Origin of the sequence: Nocardia sp. NPDC051321, assembly GCF_044455225.1 — a bacterium.
In the GTDB taxonomy this organism is placed as follows: Bacteria; Actinomycetota; Actinomycetes; order Mycobacteriales; family Mycobacteriaceae; genus Nocardia.
Window position 1 is genome coordinate 12892 of the sequence record NZ_JBITEM010000025.1, and the last position, 17693, is coordinate 30584.

At 66.8% G+C, this 17693-nt stretch carries 18 protein-coding genes; 4 read left to right on the forward strand and 14 right to left on the reverse strand.

Annotated elements, in window-relative coordinates:
* Nucleotides 1-5: 5 nt before the first annotated feature.
* The 10 genes from ACIA8C_RS40665 to ACIA8C_RS40710 form a co-directional block, all read right to left on the reverse strand.
* Nucleotides 6-962, reverse strand: a complete 957-nt coding sequence (locus ACIA8C_RS40665; protein WP_397144421.1) for an MlaD family protein — start codon at nucleotides 960-962, stop codon at nucleotides 6-8.
* Complete coding sequence (locus tag ACIA8C_RS40670; RefSeq protein ID WP_397144423.1) at nucleotides 959-2011, reverse strand: MlaD family protein; 1053 nt, start codon at nucleotides 2009-2011, stop codon at nucleotides 959-961. The genes ACIA8C_RS40665 and ACIA8C_RS40670 overlap by 4 nt, the downstream gene beginning before the upstream one ends.
* 71 nt (nucleotides 2012-2082) lie before the next feature.
* A complete protein-coding gene (locus ACIA8C_RS40675; RefSeq protein ID WP_397144425.1) occupies nucleotides 2083-3168 on the reverse strand; it encodes an MlaD family protein in 1086 nt (361 codons plus the stop codon).
* Nucleotides 3168-4202 (reverse strand): MlaD family protein, encoded by a 1035-nt coding sequence (locus ACIA8C_RS40680; RefSeq protein WP_397144427.1) that lies wholly within the window; start codon nucleotides 4200-4202, stop codon nucleotides 3168-3170. The genes ACIA8C_RS40675 and ACIA8C_RS40680 overlap by 1 nt, the downstream gene beginning before the upstream one ends.
* Nucleotides 4190-5191, reverse strand: coding sequence for an MlaD family protein (locus ACIA8C_RS40685; RefSeq protein WP_397144429.1), 1002 nt, complete (start codon nucleotides 5189-5191; stop codon nucleotides 4190-4192). Before ACIA8C_RS40685 ends, ACIA8C_RS40680 begins: the two co-directional genes overlap by 13 nt.
* Nucleotides 5188-6213: an MlaD family protein gene (locus tag ACIA8C_RS40690; RefSeq protein WP_397144431.1), complete on the reverse strand. Its 1026-nt coding sequence runs from the start codon at nucleotides 6211-6213 to the stop codon at nucleotides 5188-5190. The genes ACIA8C_RS40685 and ACIA8C_RS40690 overlap by 4 nt, the downstream gene beginning before the upstream one ends.
* A 5-nt stretch (nucleotides 6214-6218) precedes the next feature.
* Nucleotides 6219-7073 (reverse strand): MlaE family ABC transporter permease, encoded by an 855-nt coding sequence (locus tag ACIA8C_RS40695; protein ID WP_397144433.1) that lies wholly within the window; start codon nucleotides 7071-7073, stop codon nucleotides 6219-6221.
* Nucleotide 7074: 1 nt separating this feature from the next.
* Entirely contained in the window at nucleotides 7075-7920 is an 846-nt protein-coding gene (locus ACIA8C_RS40700; protein WP_397144435.1) for an ABC transporter permease, read from the reverse strand.
* Between the two features lie 437 nt (nucleotides 7921-8357).
* The gene (locus ACIA8C_RS40705) at nucleotides 8358-9449 is read right to left on the reverse strand and encodes a calcium:proton antiporter (protein WP_397144437.1); all 1092 of its coding nucleotides are present in this window, start codon (nucleotides 9447-9449) and stop codon (nucleotides 8358-8360) included.
* Nucleotides 9450-9525: 76 nt separating this feature from the next.
* Entirely contained in the window at nucleotides 9526-9930 is a 405-nt protein-coding gene (locus ACIA8C_RS40710; RefSeq protein WP_397144439.1) for a PPOX class F420-dependent oxidoreductase, read from the reverse strand.
* Between the two features lie 167 nt (nucleotides 9931-10097).
* Between ACIA8C_RS40710 and ACIA8C_RS40715 the strand changes: the two genes are divergently transcribed.
* Nucleotides 10098-11108, forward strand: coding sequence for a DUF4189 domain-containing protein (locus ACIA8C_RS40715; protein ID WP_397144441.1), 1011 nt, complete (start codon nucleotides 10098-10100; stop codon nucleotides 11106-11108).
* A gap of 5 nt (nucleotides 11109-11113) precedes the next feature.
* Here the strand turns inward: ACIA8C_RS40715 and ACIA8C_RS40720 are convergent, their stop codons facing one another.
* Nucleotides 11114-11509 (reverse strand): nitroreductase/quinone reductase family protein, encoded by a 396-nt coding sequence (locus ACIA8C_RS40720; RefSeq protein WP_397144443.1) that lies wholly within the window; start codon nucleotides 11507-11509, stop codon nucleotides 11114-11116.
* Nucleotides 11510-11724: 215 nt separating this feature from the next.
* On the opposite strand from ACIA8C_RS40720, the gene ACIA8C_RS40725 reads away from it, so the two are divergent.
* Nucleotides 11725-12885: an FG-GAP repeat domain-containing protein gene (locus ACIA8C_RS40725; protein ID WP_397144445.1), complete on the forward strand. Its 1161-nt coding sequence runs from the start codon at nucleotides 11725-11727 to the stop codon at nucleotides 12883-12885.
* Between the two features lie 4 nt (nucleotides 12886-12889).
* Here the strand turns inward: ACIA8C_RS40725 and ACIA8C_RS40730 are convergent, their stop codons facing one another.
* Nucleotides 12890-13693 (reverse strand): transglutaminase family protein, encoded by an 804-nt coding sequence (locus ACIA8C_RS40730; protein ID WP_397144447.1) that lies wholly within the window; start codon nucleotides 13691-13693, stop codon nucleotides 12890-12892.
* A gap of 141 nt (nucleotides 13694-13834) precedes the next feature.
* Between ACIA8C_RS40730 and ACIA8C_RS40735 the strand changes: the two genes are divergently transcribed.
* Nucleotides 13835-14500, forward strand: coding sequence for a phosphate signaling complex PhoU family protein (locus tag ACIA8C_RS40735; RefSeq protein ID WP_397144449.1), 666 nt, complete (start codon nucleotides 13835-13837; stop codon nucleotides 14498-14500).
* Nucleotides 14501-14503: 3 nt separating this feature from the next.
* Here the strand turns inward: ACIA8C_RS40735 and ACIA8C_RS40740 are convergent, their stop codons facing one another.
* Nucleotides 14504-15415 carry a LysR family transcriptional regulator gene (locus ACIA8C_RS40740; protein WP_397144451.1) on the reverse strand — a complete coding sequence of 304 codons (912 nt, stop codon included), beginning with the start codon at nucleotides 15413-15415 and terminating at the stop codon, nucleotides 14504-14506.
* A 70-nt stretch (nucleotides 15416-15485) separates the two neighbouring features.
* On the opposite strand from ACIA8C_RS40740, the gene ACIA8C_RS40745 reads away from it, so the two are divergent.
* Nucleotides 15486-16637, forward strand: coding sequence for a TDT family transporter (locus tag ACIA8C_RS40745; protein WP_397144453.1), 1152 nt, complete (start codon nucleotides 15486-15488; stop codon nucleotides 16635-16637).
* Between the two features lie 116 nt (nucleotides 16638-16753).
* On the opposite strand, the gene ACIA8C_RS40750 is transcribed toward ACIA8C_RS40745, so the two are convergent.
* On the reverse strand, nucleotides 16754-17623 hold the full coding sequence (locus ACIA8C_RS40750; protein WP_397144455.1) for an RNA polymerase sigma factor: 870 nt from the start codon (nucleotides 17621-17623) through the stop codon (nucleotides 16754-16756).
* Nucleotides 17624-17693 lie beyond the last annotated feature (70 nt).

Here is a 17693-nt window from a genome sequence, read left to right on the forward strand (position 1 = left end):
CTTTCCTATTTGACAGCGACCCGCACCTTGACGGCGCCATCGGCGTCGACGTCGGCGAGGGCCTGGGAGATCAGGGCAGAGATATCGATGCGCGGCGCGGCCGAGACGGTCGCATCCATCAGTGGGCGCAGGATCGGCGCCAGCGAACTCAACTCCGGCTGTAGTTCGCGCAGCGCGGCGATGGTCTTCTCGGTGAACGGGGCGAGCCCGTTGCCGGTGGTGTACTGATCGATCGGCTCGCCGTCGACCATGCTGCCCACGTGGGTGACCAGATTGCTCACCGCCTCAGCGAACTTGGTCCACTCGGGTGCGGCGGCGCTGAACGACGGGCCGACCCAGTCCATATTGGTCGCCGTGCTCTGCAGGCTGTTGAGCAGCGAGACGATCTGCGGGTTGCGGCTCATGATGGCCGCGGCGAGCAGATCGCCCGAGCGCGCCAGGTTCGGGATCGCGCCGTCGGTGCCGACCAGGGACTGCTCGGCCGTGCTCACCAGCGAGCCGACAATTTTCGGATCGAGCTGGTTCAGCGTCGCGGTGGCCAGCCTGGCGACCTCCGGAATCGACAGCGGCGTACGCACATTCGCGGTCTTGAGCTGCTGACCGTCCCGAAGGTACGGTCCGCCATCGGAATTCGGCCGGAACTCGACGTACGGCTCGCCGAGCGCCGACAGATGCTCGATGGTGACCACGCTGTCGGTGGGCACCCGGCGGTCGGCGACGAGCTTCATGCCGACCTCGACGCCGCCGACACTGTTGGTCACCGAGTTGACCCGGCCCACCTCGATACCGGTGAGCAGCACCGGCGAGCCCACGGCCAGCCCGCCGGAGTTGGCGAGCAGCATGCTGGCGTGGGTGTAGTCGGCCAGCGGGTCGACCCGCACCACGCCGAAGGTCAAATAGCCGGCGCCGAGCACGATGATGGCGGCGATACCGCCCAGCGAGGCGAGGTGACCGAGCTTCATCGGACGACTCCGATCATGCGTAGCGTCTGGATGATTCGGTCGGTCTGGTCCTGAACGGGCACCGCGGTCGCGCCGTCGGTCTTGACCCCGACGATGTTCACCTTGGGGCCGCGCTCGGCGAACGGAATGATCTTGTCGCGGATCAGCGAAACCAAGGTCTGCAGATTCGACGGCTGGCTCAGATCCAGCGGCCTGGCCGAGGCGAGCAACGGCAGGAACGCCTGCACCGTGCCGTCGGCGCTGTTCAGCAGCGGGCCGAGCCAGGTCAGCGAGGTGCCGATCGGACCGAGCTGGTTGAAGATCTTGGTCACCCCGATGATGGACGGCGCGATGCCGTTCATCTGGTCCACCGACTCCTGGGTGAGCAGCTGCGCGAGCTGGGGCCGAATCTCGTGCAGCACATTGGAGTTGTTGTCGATACCGTCCAGCAGCGAATCGAGCTTGTCCAGATGAGTGCCCAGATCGACGGCGTCGTCGGCCATGGTCTTGCCGATCTGCGCGGTCCGGCCGACGTCCTTGGGCAGCACATCGTTGAGCTGTTCGATGGTGTCCTGCACCTGCTGCACCGCGCCGCCCTGGGTGAAGGTGGCCAGCGCGGCCATCGTATCTTCCAGCTGCACCGGCGGTTTCGTCTGCGCCAGCGGAATGGTGCCGCCCTCGGGCAGCAGCTTGTCGAAGCCGGTCGGCGGGGTGAGCAGCGCGAGGTGGATATCGCCGAGCACCGTGTTCTGCCGCAGTTCGGCACGGGTGGCGGCCGGGAGCTGCACCGACTTCGAGATGCGGGCGTCGACAACGACATAGCCGCCGCGACCACCGGCCTTCGCCGAATCCACCACCGACACACTGGAAACCGTGCCGACCTGCGCACCGTTGGCCATGATCTTGGCGCGCGCGGGCAGATTCAGTACGTTCTCGAACTGGATCTTGATGTCGTAGGTGGCGCCGGAGACCTCGGCGCCGGGCACCGGCACCGACGAGGGGTCGAACGCGCAGCCTGCGGCGGGCAGCATCGCCGCCATTACCGCCGCCACACCTGCAACGAAACGCACACCACCCCTACGGCTTTCGCCGCTCCGTTGAAACACGATGTGCAACCGCCCTGTTTCGTCTCGCTGGATCTTCATCGCGCACCCGCCGTTCCGAACACCAGGGGCGCCATATCGACCTTCACCAGACCGCCGTCGGCGGTGCATCGCCCCGGCGCGATCGCATTCGCCGCCGCGCAGACCAAGTCGGCATTCGGCTGCGGAATCGCGACCTTCGGTGGGGCGTACGCGATTCCGGAGTTGCCCACCGAGCGGAAAGCATCGGTCAGCACCGGCAGCATCGACACGATCTGAGTCAGTGAGCCGACCCTGGCGCGCAGGAACTTCACCAGCGGTACGGTGAAATCGAGGGCTTTGCCGAGCGGGCCGCCGAACGCGGTGGTCAGATCGTTGAGCACCGGAAGCAGCTGCGCGAGACCATCGATCACGTCCGCACCCGGCAACAGCAGGTCTTCCCTGGCCGTGACGAGCACCGGCGCCAGCCGGGTGAACATGGATTCGATGTCGCCCCAATGCTCTTCGACCTTCTTACCGACCGAGGAGAAGGCGTCGAAGACACCGACCAGATGCGCGATATCGGCGTCCGGCGAGGCCATGGCGCCGCTCAGCTGCTTGATGATCGCGTTGATCTGCGGCCCGGTCCCCGTGGTAGCGGCGTTCAATTGGGACAACCCGTTGGCGAGCGCGTCGGGCGTCTTCGAATCCGGGCCCGAGATTTCCGCCGACAGCTGCGCGACCGCGTTCAGCGTCTCGGTGACGCTCTTGGGCGTCATCGTCTTGGTGAGGCACTGCGATGAGTTCCAGCGCGCGGCGTCCTTACCGCTCGACACCACCGCGAGTTGCCGAGCCGCGACGATGCTGTCGGCCAGCGTGGTGGCGCCCGCGTCGGCATACACCGGCTTGTCCGCCTCGACGGCGAACTCCACCTTCACCGACTTGCCCTGCGCGGCAATGGAAGTCACCTTACCCACCGGAATGCCGCGCATGGTCACCTGATTGCCGACGTACAGGCCGACGGTGTCCGGCATGATCGCGCAATAGCTTTCGGTCTTCTTCATCGGATCGAAGGCGATGAAATAGCCGACGACGACAAGCACGACCGCGACGAGCGCACCCGAGACCGACATGAACGCCCGTGAACCGAGGACCTTGTGCAGCATCAGCAATCCTTCCCCGGTAGCGGCACGCACACCCGCGCGATCGCGTCGGGCGGCGCGGTGATGGTCTGACCGGACTGATCGACCGTCACGCCACCGTCTTGGATGGCCATCGCCGACACCTTCTGCTGGATGTCCTGCACGGAGCCGATCACCGGATCCAGCCGATTCAGCAGTTCCTCCATGCGCGGCAGCGCGTCGAAGAGCGGCTGCAGCTTCGGCTTCGCCTCCGCGTAGGTCGGCGTGATCGCCGCGGCCTTGCTGATCACCTGCTTCAACAGCCGAATGCCCTCGGCCAGCTCCGCGCGCTTGCTGAGCACCAGGTCCTCCAGCAGGTTGGTGGCCTGCACCAGCTTGCCGAGCGAGCCCTTGGCGCCGTCGTACATGGTGGTGTACTCGTCGGCGTTGGCGATCGCCTTGGAGATCATCACGTGCTGGCGGTTGAGATCGTCGACGAAGCTGTTGAGGCTGTCGAGGGTGGTGCGCAACGTGTCGGGGGCCTGCGCGACGGAGGTGCCGAGCGCGGCCAGGTTGCGCCGCAAGGTATCTCCGTCGATCTTGCGCAGCGGCTCGGCCGCGTCCTGGAAGGTCTGCACCAAGCTGTACGGCAGCCGGACCCGGTCGGTCGGAATGTGCTTGTCGCCCAAGGGGTTTGTGCCCGTGGGGAACAGCGCGACATAGTTGCCGCCGACGATGGTGAGCATGCGCACGTCCAGCGTGGACTGGTCGCCGACGAACACATTCGCGTCGACGGTGAACCGCATCAGCACCCGATCCGGTTTCAGCTCCAGCGATTTCACCGTGCCAACGCTGATCCCGGCGACGCGGATATCGTCACCGGCCTTCACCGACTGTGCCTCCGACAGCTCGGCCGTGTAGGTCTTCTTGCCGAACGGGACGACGAACAGCACGCCGACCGCGACGGCCAGAATCGCCACCAGCACCACGCCGATCAGGCCGAGCCGGATCTCGCGCCGCTTCTTCTCCGGCTCACCCACCACCCGGCGATCGCCGAACATCGTGCTCAACCAGCGCATACCGCCACCTGCTGTCCTGCGATCAGCACGCCGAGTACCTGCGGCACGTCGGCCTGTCCCTTGGTGCACTGCGGTTTCCAGCCCGTCGCACCGGACTTGGGAATGGCCGCGTCGAAGCCGGCCAGCAGCCCCGGCAGTTTGTCGAACACCGCGAGTGCCTGCTGAGGATCGGGAAATATCTTGGTGATCAACGCGTCCACGTCGTCGGGGCTTTGCAGGCCGAGTGCGTTGAACAGGTTGTCCAGCGGGCCGAGCACCGAGGGCGCGGCCGCCGCGAACTGGGCCAACCCGGTCATATTCGATTGCAGACCGGAGATGACGTCGGCCAGCCGGGCCAGAATCGGCACCATGTAATGGATCTTCCCGCCTGCCGTTTCGTGCAGATCGGACAGATTCTGCAGCACCTTGTCGATCACCGTTTGACGGTCCTTGACGTGCGCCGCGAGCTTGTCGATGGCTGCCAGCGCGGGCCCGATCCCGTTGCCGTCACCCTCGATCAGCGCGACCATGCTCGCGCTGAACTGGTTGATCTCCTCCGGTGAGATGGTGGCAAGCACCGGCTTCAGACCGTTGAACATGCTGGTCACATCGAACGAGGGCACCGTGTGATCGGCGCCGACCGTCGCGCCGCCCTGGATGCGCTTGCCGGGCTGCGGTTGTTGCTGCAGATCGACATAGCGTTGTCCGGTGAGATTTTGATAGCGGATGGCCAGTTTCGAGTTGTCGTAGATCGGCGCGTCGGTCTTCAGCGACAACTGAACCCGCGCCTGCGTGCCGTCGAGGGACAGGCCGTCGACCTTGCCCACCTGCACGCCGTACATCCGCACGTCGTCGCCGACCTTGAGGCCGTTGGCGTCGGTGAACAGCGCGGCGTGCTGTTCGGTCGGGCCGGAGACCGGCCGCTTGATCGCCGTGCAGACGATGAACAGCACGCCGATCATCACCACCGCGAACAACCCAAGCCGCCATGCCGCGGAACGCACCTTCATCGGACACCACCCAACAGCGGTGCCAGCACGGGCACCCCGCTTACATCGATCTCGGCGTTCAGTACCGGACCGTTCGGGGTGTCTGGCATCGAGGCGCGCAGGCGGCGCAGCAGTTCGGTGAGGTCGGCACCCGACTGGCGCGGCTGCGGCACCATCTGCGCGAGCAGCTGCAACACCGGAGCGAGCATGTCGGTGACGCCGGACAGGTCGCTGCCGAGCACACCGCCGAGGTTCGCGATGCCGGGCAGCAGCCGGTCGGTGTGCATCCGCACGCCCGCGTCGAAGGGGTCCCGATTGCTTTGCAGCCGTGGGATATTGCGCAGGATGTACACCATCAGCTCGTTGGCGCCCGAGAAATCACCGGCGCCGTAGAACGCGGGTCCGAGCCTGCCTGCCAGCTCCGAGGGCGGCATCCGCTGGTTGTCGGTCACGATCTGGGCCACCTGGATGATCGACTGCGCCAGCGGGGTGAAGGCCTTCATGTTGTGCGAGACCTGGCTGATCACCGTGGCCATCTGCGGGGTGAGCACCGAGTCGCCGGTCTGCGACAAGCTGCGCAGCATGCTGCCCATGGTGGCGTCGAACACCGCGTCGGTGTGGCTGCCGGTCAGGTCGATCACGCTGTTGTCCCGCAGCGCGGCGCCGCCGGAACCGCGGCGCAGGCCGATCTCGCTGATGCCGAACAGGTTTGCGGGCGCGTAGTCGACCTTCATGCTGTCGTCCAGGCCGTGCAGCTGAGCCGGGTTGAGCCGCAGCGTGATTCGCTGCGTGCCGCGCTCGTCCGGTGCGATCGCGGCCACCGTGCCCACCTGCACGCCGTCCATCCGCACCGGCGTACCGGTCAGCACCCCGTCGCCGATCTGCTCGGTGTGCAAGGTGATCTGTAAACCGTTGTCAGAGCGCAACTCTCGATAGAGCACGGTGACCGCCAGCACGACGATGATCACACCGACCGCGATCACGCCGACGAGCCGGGTCTGCTTCTTGTCGATGGCCACTCCGGGCATTCCATACTTCGGCATCGCGGTTACCCCGTAAAGCTGATCGTCGCGTTGAAGCCCCACAGCACGATGGTGAGGACCATGTCGATGGCCACGATCGCCACCGACGACGCGCGCACCGCGCGGCCGGAGGCAATGCCGACACCCTCGGGGCCGCCGGTGGCGAAGAAGCCGTAGTAGCTGTGGATGAGGATGACGACGGTGGCGAAGATGGCCACCTTGATCACCGCGGCGACCACGTCGAACCCGGACACGAATTGGAAGAAGTAGTGGTCGTACACGCCGCCGGATTGGCCGTGCACCAGCGTGATCAGCCCGCGGCACGATAGATACGCCAGGATCAGCCCGATCAGGAAGGTCGGCACGATCGAGATCGCGCCCGCGATCACCCGGGTGGTCACCACGAAGGGCACCGAGCGCAGGCCCATCGCCTCGAGCGCGTCGATCTCCTCGGAGATGCGCATGGAGCCGATCTCGGCGGTGATGCGGCAGCCTGCCTGCGCGGCGAAACCGATGGCCGCGGCGATGGGCGCGAGCTCGCGGGTGGTGGCGTAGGCCGAGACGATGCCGGTGACCGGGCCCATGCCGAGCATGTTCAGCATGGTGAACGATTCCACGGCGACCGACGCGCCCATCACCAGGCCGAGCACGATCATCATCGGCACCGTGCCACCGCCGACGATGACCGAGCCGCGGCCCCAGGTCATATCGGAGATGATGCGCAGCGTCTCGTCGCGATAGTGCTTCAGCGTCGAGGGGATCGACGACAGCACCTGCCAGACGAAGGCGAGCACGAAACCGAGCGACTCGAACCGCCGCAATACCAGGCCGCGGTGGCGATAGATCCAGCCCAATCCCTTGGGCACATAGGTCGATGCCATGTCAGACCAGCCTGGTCGGCAGGAACATCTCGACAACCTGGGTGACGCCCAGGTTGACGACAGCGATCGACACGACCGACAGCACCACGGCGGCGTTCACCGCGTCGGCGACACCGCGCGGTCCGCCCTTGGCTTCCAGCCCGCGCTGGCAGGCGATGACCACCACCAGGAAGCCGAACAAGGCGGCCTTGAGCAGCGATACCCACACGTCCGCGACGGTGGTGAAGGAACCGAAGGTGGCCCAGTAGCTGCCGGGAGTGACGTTCTGGCCGCCGACCGCGACCGCGTAACCCGCGACGATGCCGACGAAGATGATGAGGATATTCAGCAGCGGCGCCACCAGGATCATCGCGACCAGCCGCGGAATCACCAGCCGCGGAATCGGACTGATGCCCATGGTGTTGAGCGCGTCGATCTCCTCGCGGATGGTGCGCGCGCCGAGGTCGGCGGCGATAGCGGCCGCTCCCGCGCCGCCGAGCAGGAAGCCGGTGGCCAGCGGAGCACCCTGCTTGATCACGCCGAGACCGCCGGTCGCGCCGAGCAGCGAGTCGGCGCCGAGCGTGTGGATGAGGTTGCCGACCTGAATCGAGACGATGACGCCGAACGGGATCGCGATGAGGATGGCGGGGATCGCCGTGACGGTCACCAAGCGCCAGGCCTGGGTGATCGCCTCGCGCCACTGGAATTGGCCGCGCGCGATCCCGGTGGCCGTGCCGGTAACCGATTCACGCGCGATGTCAACGGCACGACCGAACGTCCGCAAAGACGAGACGACCGTGTCGGAGAAGTTGTTGCGGACTACGCGAGCGGCAGAGGCGCCAGAGCGAGCCCGGGTCACCGGCGCCACGCGTGGCCCCGGCCAGGCCGGTGTGTCTCAGGTTTCACAATCGCTCTCTCCATGATGGGCGTCACTGCCACCAAGAAGCTATCGGTGACGATCGGTAACAGTAAAGCTGATCACGGTGTGATCATCGCCTCCTATTCGATTGCCACCGACTAGCCGAAAGCGCTGGTAAAAGCATCCAGACGGAAGTAGTTCGACGTTCTGCAACAAGTTATCAGCGCATTTTGCTAAGCAATATGAGCCGTGTCACGTAATTCGGTTAACACTGAGCAAGATCTCGGTGTGATTACGGTGCGGACTGAATCAGCAAAAAGGACAAGGTAGACGCGATAGTGCAACGAGCCGGTGCACTTCGAGACAACAGTCAGCACCGCAAAGAATCGTGACCCCGGTCACTTGTCGCCGAATTCGAATTCTCATCCGTGAGCTGAATCACGTTTTTACGGACTGGCCGCGAGGAACACAAAAGCGGCAAACAGCGCCAAATGCACCCCGCCTTGCAAAAGCGTCGCCCGACCTGGCACGACCGTCAGCACGCCGACCACGATCGTCAGCGCGAGCAACACCATTTGGGTGGCGCCGAGCCCGAGCACCAGCGGCCCGTCCAGCCAGATGGTGGCGACGGCGATCGCCGGAATGGTCAGGCCGATGCTGGCCATGGCCGAGCCGAGCGCGAGATTGAGGCTGATCTGCACCTGATCGCGGCGCGCGGCGCGGACCGCGGCGAGGGTCTCGGGCAGCAGCACGAGCAACGCGATCACCACGCCGACCGCCGAGGGCGGCAGCCCGGCATCGGCGACGGCCGACTCGATGGACGGCGAGACCACCTTGGCCAGCCCGACAACGCAAACCAAAGCAACGAACAGCATCCCGAGGCTGATCAATGCGGCTCTGGCGGTGGGCGATTCGCTGTGCTCGTCGTCGTCGGTGACCACGCCGTTGCCCTCGACGGGCAGGAAGTCGTCCGGATGACGCACCGTCTGGACCATCACGAACAGCCCGTACAGCGCCAGCGAGGCGACCGCGGCGAAGGCGAGCTGCCCGGCGGAGAACTCCGGCCCGGCCTGGCTGGTGGTGAAGGTCGGCAGCACCAGGCTGAGCGTAGCCAGCGTCGCGACGGTGGCCAGCGCCGCGCCGGTGCCCTCGGCGTTGAACACCGCCACCCGCCTGCGCAGCGCGCCGACGAGCAGGGAAAGGCCGAAGATGCCGTTGCAGGTGATCATCACGGCCGCGAAGACGGTGTCGCGGGCCAGCGAGGCGGCCTTGTCGCCGCCGGAGATCATCAAGGTGACGATCAGCGCCACCTCGATGATGGTCACCGCGACCGCGAGCACCAGTGACCCGAACGGCTCGCCGACCCGGTGCGCGACCACCTCCGCGTGGTAGACGGCCGCGAGCACCGCACCGATCAGTGCCGCGGCCACCACGACAACGGCCACCCCGGACAGGCTGCGCCCCCAGGTGAGGGCCAGCGCGAGGGCGGCGAGGATAGGTACGAACACGGTCCAGCGGTCGGTCAACACACGGATCATGAGATCCATCGTTGCAGCTAACCCTCCGCATCCAGGTCAGAGCGGTGCCGTAGGGCGATTTGCCCGGTTTTGCGGGTCAGTCGCGGTGTAGCGCGTAGCCCGTTATGCCAGTGGGCAGGATCGCGATCGCCACCCGGTCCTTCGCGTCCGGCGGCACCACCGGCCCGTTGCCGTAGCGCTCGGACAGGCTGGAGTAGAGCTTGCCCTCCGGGTCGTCATCGATGTGGTCGAGCACGCCGCGGACCTCGATGTACCGGTACGGATTGTCCGGGTCGTAGATCGAGATCGAGACGCGCGGCTCGTGCGCGAGGTTCTTGAACTTCTGCCGGTAATTGGTGTGGGTGAACCAGATGAACTCGCCGTCCCACACGAACCACATCGGGTTCACCTGCGGCGCCCCGTCCGGCCTCGTCGTGCCGAGGCTCGCGTAGACGGGTCGCACCAGCAGGTCCCGCACCTTCTCGGGAATCTCGATCGTCATGCATCCTCCAGTCGATATTTGCGGTGTCCGCCAGGAACGAAACTACGCCTCGCACGGCGGTTTCCGATGCGGTAGCGCCACCGGCCCCCAGTGACGGGGGCAGATAACTGGCTACCGAGCCGATACCCTGATTCGGCCTTGATCCAGACGAACAGCAGCGGGGGCGCATGTCATACCCACCCGGCCAGTATCCCGGGCAGCCTTACGACCCGAACGCGCGACAGGACGCGCAGGAGGAGGGGGGTCAGCAGGCTCTCGGCTATCAGCGCACGGATCCGACGCAGCTCAATCCGATGGGCCAGCAGGGTCCGGCCTATGTGCCGCCGTCAGACCCGACGCTGCTCAATCCGGTGAGCCAACCCGACCAGGCCTATGTGCCGCCCTCGGATCCGACGCTGCTGAACCCACTGAGTCAACAGGATCCCGTCTATCAGCAGGGCCAGCCCTACACGCCGCCGGCTCAGCCATACCCGTCGATTCCGCAGTATCAGCAGGCGCCGCAGTATCAGCAGGCGCCGTATCAGCAAGCACCGCAGCATTATCCGCCGCAGCAGGGCGGCTTCCCACCCGGTCCGCCCGGCCAGGGATATCCACCACAATACGGTCCCACCGGACCCGGATCGGGTGGTGGTGGCGGCGGAAAAGTGCTCGCCGTGATCGGTTCGATACTGCTCACCGTGATCGTGATCGCCGGGATCATCGGGCTGAAGGTATGGAAGAACACGGCCAAGCACCACCGCGCCGACGCCAACGGCACCGACACCACCAGCCTCACCATCTCCACCAGCACATCCGGCGCGCCGACCACCCGGCCGAGCGCGAAGGTCCCGCCGGCGCCCACCGCACCGCCCACCACGGCGCCGACGACGAAGGCCGTCACGACCGTGTGGATCGCGGCGGCCTACAACGAGGCGAGCAACGAAGTGCACTGGGCCAGAAGCTCACTCGGCCAGGACGCGGCCATCGGCCAGGCGCAGGCCGCGTGCGGCGCCTCCTGCCAGGAACCCATCTGGTCGAAGGACGCGTGCGTCGCGTTCGCCTTCGGGCGCAACGGTGGCTGGGCATCCGCCTGGGGTACCACCATCAACGAGGCACAGGACAAGGCGGTGGCCAGAGCGCAGGGCGACTGGAATGTCCCTGGCCCCTTCGAATTCTGGTCGAAGTGCGCGAAGGAGTAGCGCGGCTAGGCGTCCAGATCGATGCGGACGGTGAGCAGGTCGGTGCCGACCAGCTGAACCACCGCGCTGTTGCCCCGCGGCAGCGCACGCAGCCGGGCGCGCGCGTCGTCCTCGGGCAGCAGTTGCGCGGTGCCGGTATGCCAGGTGCCGTGCAGGCGAACGCGAACACGGTTGTTCGCCTTGATGTTTCGGATGTACTGGGAGCGGTCGCCGAATTCGGAGACCAGCCAGAACGCGTTGTCGACCTTGCGCCCACCGATCGGGGTGATGCGCGGCTGCCCACTTACCCGCCCGACGGTCTCCAGCAGTTGCTGGGCGGGCAGCCTGCGCTGCAACGGATTGACGACGCGACGCTGCAAGGTCGTCACCAGTCGATGTTGAATGTCGCGCTTGCTCGCCATGCCGCGACGGTAGCACCGGGACGCGATATGGGCACTGTGCCGCACCGCGCGAGTGAATATGCGGCACAGTGACGAAAGTGCTTTTGGCGCAATGCCACAGCGGATAATCGACGCGGTGGGCAATCCGACGAATTAACGGGAATACCATTATTTCAGTGTGACGCGCGTCATAAAGTCCGGTCCCTGCAATAACTCTCCGCACACCAGGACGATTCATGAACGCTGCACCCCTGCATTCACGCGCCCTAGTTCTCGCCGCGGCCACCGCGGCACTGGCGCTGATCGGCTCCGGCCTGATCGCTCCCGCCCCCGCGCACGCCGCGGGGGCGATTTCGTTCGCGCCGAAGGTGGATTCGCCGTCCGGCGGCCAGTTTCCGTCGTGGGGGCCTGGCCCGTCCCCGATCGGCACCGTCACCGCCGACTTCAACGGCGACGGCAAGGCCGATATCGTCGCGGCCGATTTCCAAGGGGCGGGACCGATTCTGATGACCGGCAAGGGCGACGGCCGATTCAACACCGGTACCAGGGTCGGCGAGGCCGGTCTCGGCTTCGGTGCGGTAGGCGTCGGCGACCTGAACGGTGACGGCAAGCCCGACGTCGTCGCGCAGGCGTGGACGACGATCGCGACGTTCGTGAACAACGGCGACGGCACCTTCCGCCCGGCCACGAAGTACACGACACTCGAAGGCGCGCAACAGGAAGTGATCGTCGCCGACGCCAACGGCGACGGCAAGGCCGACGTGCTCAGCCTGGCGCCGTCCGGCGTGCAGACCTGGCTCGGCAAGGGCGACGGCACCCTCGACGCCGGGCCGACCAGCCTGATCCCCGGTGTCGCCGCCGCCTTCACCGTCGGAAAGTTCAACTCGGACAACAAGATAGATATCGCGGTGAACAACGACGCGCTGCAGCAGGTGCACGTCTTTACCGGCAACGGCGACGGCAGCTTCACCCTGCGCGGCGCGAGCACGTCCGGCCTGATCACCGAGGACGTGCGCGCTGGCGACTTCGACGGCGACGGCATCGACGACGTGATCACCGCCGACTCGTTCTCCTTCAGCACCACGCTGCTGCTGTCCGACGGACAGGGCGGCTTCAAGAAGACCGACCGGGAGAACGTCTCCGGCCTCGGCCCGACCAGCATCGCCGCGGCCGACTTCAACGCCGACGGCAAGCTGGATGCCGCGATGTCGGCGGTGCTGAACTCCAAGATCGTGATCTTCACCGGCAACGGCGGAACCATCAGCAAGGCCGGCGATTTCGGCGTCACCGCACAGCCGCAGACACCCGTCGTCGCCGACTACGACGGTGACGGCAAGCTCGACGTGGTGGTGGCGGGCAGCGCGAACGGGGTGTCGTTCTTGAAGAATATTTCCTGACGCCTCAGCACACCGACGTCGGGGTGACGGTGTCGTCCAAGGGCAGGTAGCCGTCGACCACAGCGCTGACCTGCAGGCTGTTCACGATGATCTCGCCGCCGTGGTTGTCCAGGAACGCGACATCGGAGGCGTCCCGGCCGGTGGCTATCCGGACCAGCGTCGAGCGCGGGGCGAGGCCGGTGGCATCGAGGGCCCGCCAGACGCCGTCGAGGTAGGCCTCGGCGACCGCGTGGAAGTCCATCGGCGAACAGCCCGGCGCGTACACCGACACCACCCGCGCGGGTACCTTCACCGCGCGCAGCAGTGCCACGACCAGATGCGCGAAGTCGCGGCACACCCCGGCACCGGACAGCAGCGTCTCCACCGCACCGTCGATGGGGTCGCTGCTGCCCGCGACGTAACGGATCCGGCGCCCGACCCACTGCGACACCCGCACCGCCAGCTGGGCATCCGGTGTGCCGGAACCGAATTCGGTGGCGGCGAAGCCGAGCAGCTTGTCCGACTCGGCGAATCGGCTCGGCCGCAGATACAGCGCGCGGTCGTAGTCGGAGCTCGGCTCCGGTATCGCGGTACCGAGCACGGTCGCGCGGTAGTGCGCGCGCAAAGTGCCTGGGCCGACGGAGAATTTGTGGATACGGGTGCCGTGCGGGCCGAGGATCTCCCACGGCGTGACGGCCCAGCCGTCCAGCTCGAACACCAGCGACTCGTTCAGGTCCAGGTTTGTCTGCCGTGCTACGGCGATCTGGAATTCGAGGGTGGTCGGCGCGGTGATCGCCACCTCGACTTGGGCTGAGACATCGCGCTTCACGCCACAATCCTGTCAGTCGCGGTCAACTGCCCTTCCTATTTTCGACCACATAGTGCCGAGTTGGCATCATCTGCGCGGTCAATTCATGGCCAGGAGGGGATTAGTGCGCCCGGCCACGCGGATATGGGCGAGAATTTGCGCGTGCGCAACCAGTTCACTCGCGAGCTCGTCACGTTGACCAATGACTTGACGCTGATGTGCAGGCTCACCCATGACGCGGCCGAGCGGGTGACCGACGCACTCGTCGGCGCCGATCTCACCGCCACCTATGAGGTGTTCGCCCTCGACGAGCAGCTACAGACGATGTACAGCTCGTGCGAGGCACGGACGGTGGTGCTGCTCGCGTTGCAGGCGCCGGTCGCCCGCGACCTGAGACACGTGGTCACCGCCATCCAGATCGCGACCGAGTTGTCGCGGATCGGCGGGCTGTTCAGTCAGGTCGCCGACCAGGTGTATCAAAGCCATCCGGGACATGTTGCGCCGCAATCGATTCTCGAGATTCTCGCCGCCATGGGCAGGCTCGCCGCGACCCGCACCGCGCTCAGCGGCGAAGCCGTCGCCACCGGTCATCAGGATCCGCCCGCCGAACACGATCCCGGCCTGCACGCCATGGAACTCCTGCACAAGCAACTGCATTCGGCGCTGGCCGCCCCCTCATCGGCGCAGCCGACCGCCGCCGCCATCACCATCGCGCTGCTCGCCAACCACTTCGAGCGCTGCGTCGACCACACCGCCCGCATCGACCGCCTGATCCGCTTCCTGGACACCGGCGTTCCGCCCGCCGCGCAGCCCGCCGACAGCGCGTGAGTCCTATCGATCGGTGGCGCGGGCGATCGCGTAGAGGTCGCGGGCCGGGCCGGTCAGTCGCTGACCCGTCGGCCACACGGCGCGCAGGGTGCGATCCAGTTCGAGGTCGGTGACCTTCGGGGATACCAGTGTGCCCGCGGCGATTTCGGCCGCTACCGCAAGGGAACTCAGCACCGCAGGGCCGACGTCGGACGCGGCGGCGGTCTTGATCGCGGTGGTGGAGGACAGCTCCAGCGCGACCTCGGGTTTCCAGCCGGGGAGCTGGCGAGAAACCGCGTGCTCGAACCAGTTCCGGGTGCCGGAGCCGGTTTCCCGTTGGATCAGCGGGGTTTCGGCGAGTTCGGCCAGGGTGACCGCGCCGCGGCGCGCCCAGCGGTGCGTCGGTGCCACCACGACAACGAGGCGGTCGTGCGCGACGACGTGCGACTCGAGGCCGGAAAAATTCTGCGGGCCCTCGATGAAACCGATGTCGGCCTTGTTGTCGAGGACCGCCTTGGCGACCTCGACGGAGTTGCCGGACTCCAGCGCGATGGCCGTGCCGGGCACGGTGGCCCGCAGCTTCATCAGCCAGGTGGGAAAGAGGTATTCGGCGATCGTCTGACTGGCCGCGACGCGCAGGTGTGAGGCACGCTCGGCGCGCAAGGTGTCGATGCCCGCGTCGAGCTGTTCGGCCGCCCGGACCACGCCACGGGCCCACTCCGCGATCAGCGACCCGGCGGGCGTCGGCCGGGAACCGAGGGTGGTGCGCTCCAGCACCGGCATGCCGACGAGCTTCTCCAGGTAGCGCATGCGAGAGGACGCGGACGGCTGACTGATGCCGTGCGCCGCGGCCGCCCGGCCGAGGCTGCCGAGCTCGATCACCGAGAGCAGCAGGTCGAGCGCGGTTAGGTCCGGGACACGGGGCGACAACGGCATAGAACGAGTCTATGCATGCATAGGAACACGGCAGCTACCTGACACCGCCGGATCCGGCGACGCTGGAGACATGACCGCCACCTTGACCTCCCGCCCCGCAGCGCAGCGGCGCCTGGTCGGCGCGCTCGACCGTGCCGACCGAGGGCACCGACTCGGCTCGCTACGCCAACTCGGCCCGAACTGGTTCGCCGCGGTGATGGGCACCGGCATCGTCGCCACCGCCGCGGCCACCCTGCCGCTGCAGTTTCCTGGGCTGCGCGGAGTCGCGACCCTCGTGTGGGCGCTGGCCGCGGCTGTGCTGGTGGCATTGAGCGTCGCGTGGATCGTGCACTGGGTGCGTTTCCCCGATGCCGCCCGCGACCATCGCAACCATCCGGTGATGTCGCAGTTCTTCGGCGCACCGCCGATGGCCTTGCTGACCGTCGGCGGCGGTGCGCTGCTGCTCGGCTCCGACGTGATCGGGCTGCCCGCCGCGGTGGCGATCGACTGGGTGCTGTGGACCGTCGGCACCGCGCTCGGCCTGCTCACCGCCTTCGCCATCCCCTACCGGATGTTCACCAGGCATCGCGTCGCCACCGACGCCGCCTTCGGCGGCTGGCTGATGCCCGTTGTGCCGCCGATGGTTTCGGCCGCGATGGGGGCGCTGCTCGTCCCGCATACCCCCGCAGGCCAGTTGCGCTTGACCATGATCCTGCTCTGCGTCGCCATGTTCGGCCTGAGCCTTATCGCCGCGCTGGTCACCATCACCATGATCTGGTCGCGGCTGGTGCATCACGGCACACCCCAGGCAGGCATGGTGCCCACCCTGTGGATTGTGCTCGGCCCGCTCGGCCAATCGGTCACCGCCGCAGGCCTGCTCGCCAACGCCGCCCCCGCCGCGCTCCCCGACCTCTACGCCAAGGGCTTCATGGTCTTCTCGGTCATCTTCGGCATCGTCACCTGGGGCTTCGCCATGCTGTGGCTGGCACTGGCGGTTGCCATCACCGTAAAGACCTTCCGCGCAGGCGAATTGACCTTCACCCTGACCTGGTGGGGCTTCACCTTCCCCCTCGGCACCTGCGTCACCGGCAGCGCTGTCCTCTATATCCACACCGGCGCAAACCTTTTCGCTGCCACCGCGATCGCCCTGTACGTGCTGCTGGTCGCCGCCTGGTCGGCAGTGGCGATCCGAACCGTCCGCGGCGTACTGAGCGGCGACCTCCTCCGGCCCGCGACCAGCTAGTCCCGCACCCCGCGCTACAGACGCACGCCTTCTGATTTCCGCACACCGACTCGCCGCCCTGACACGCGTGCGGATGTCAGAAGGTGTGCGTCTGTAGCGCGGTCAGGTGGACTGCGTCACTGGTTTTCGAGCAGGGGGAATCGTCCCGACTGCAACAGCCCGGCGATAGCGTCCATCTTCGCTTGCGGCGCGGCGTAATCCGGGTGGGCGCTCAGCACGGCGGCCGCGTCGTGCAGCCGCACCATCTGCTGCTCGGCTTGGACGACGGTGCGGCCGCCGGGACTGATCGGGTGGCGGGCGAAGTTCGGTCTGCGCGGGTCGACGCGGCCGAGCGCGACGGCCTTGTCCACTCGGCGCGAGCAACGGCAGAATGCCTCCGGGTTGGCCAGTCCGCAGGTGCTGGTCAGGAAGTTGCCGAGGCGTTTCTTGGCGCGCTCCAACCGCTTACGGTAGGCGGCCGGGGTGACATCGAGGATCCAGGCGGCTTCGGTGGAGTTGAGTTCGAAGACGTCGCCGAGGACGAAGGCGACGCGCTCGTCGCGGGCCAGGCACTGCAGCATGGCCTGGCTGCAGTTGAGCCGCACCTCCTGGGTGAGCAGCGTCGCCTCCGGTCCGCGGTATTCCTCGTCCGCGAGGCCGTCGGCCAGGCCCTCGCGATAAGCGTCCAGGCTCAGCTGTGCCGCCTCCTGCGGCGTCTGCCTTTTCAGGTTCAGCAGATAGTTGACACCGATCCGATAAGCCCAGGTCAGCAGCTTCGCCTCGGCACGCCAAGTGCCGAGGTTCCCGAGCACGCGCAGCAATATCTCTTGCGTCGCGTCCTCGGCCTCAGCCGGACGCCACACCATCCGCAGCGCGAGCCGATACAGCGGATCCTGCAGCAGCCGCACCACTTCGGCGATCGCGTCCCGATCCCCAGCAACGGCGCGCCCAACCAGCTCCCGCTCCTCGGCTTTGACCAGCTCGCCTTCGTACGCCTCCGTGCTCATCCAGTCATCTTTCGACTGGTGGACGTTCCAGCGCAACCCCGAGGTGTCAGTAGTCCTTCAGCGTGAGCAG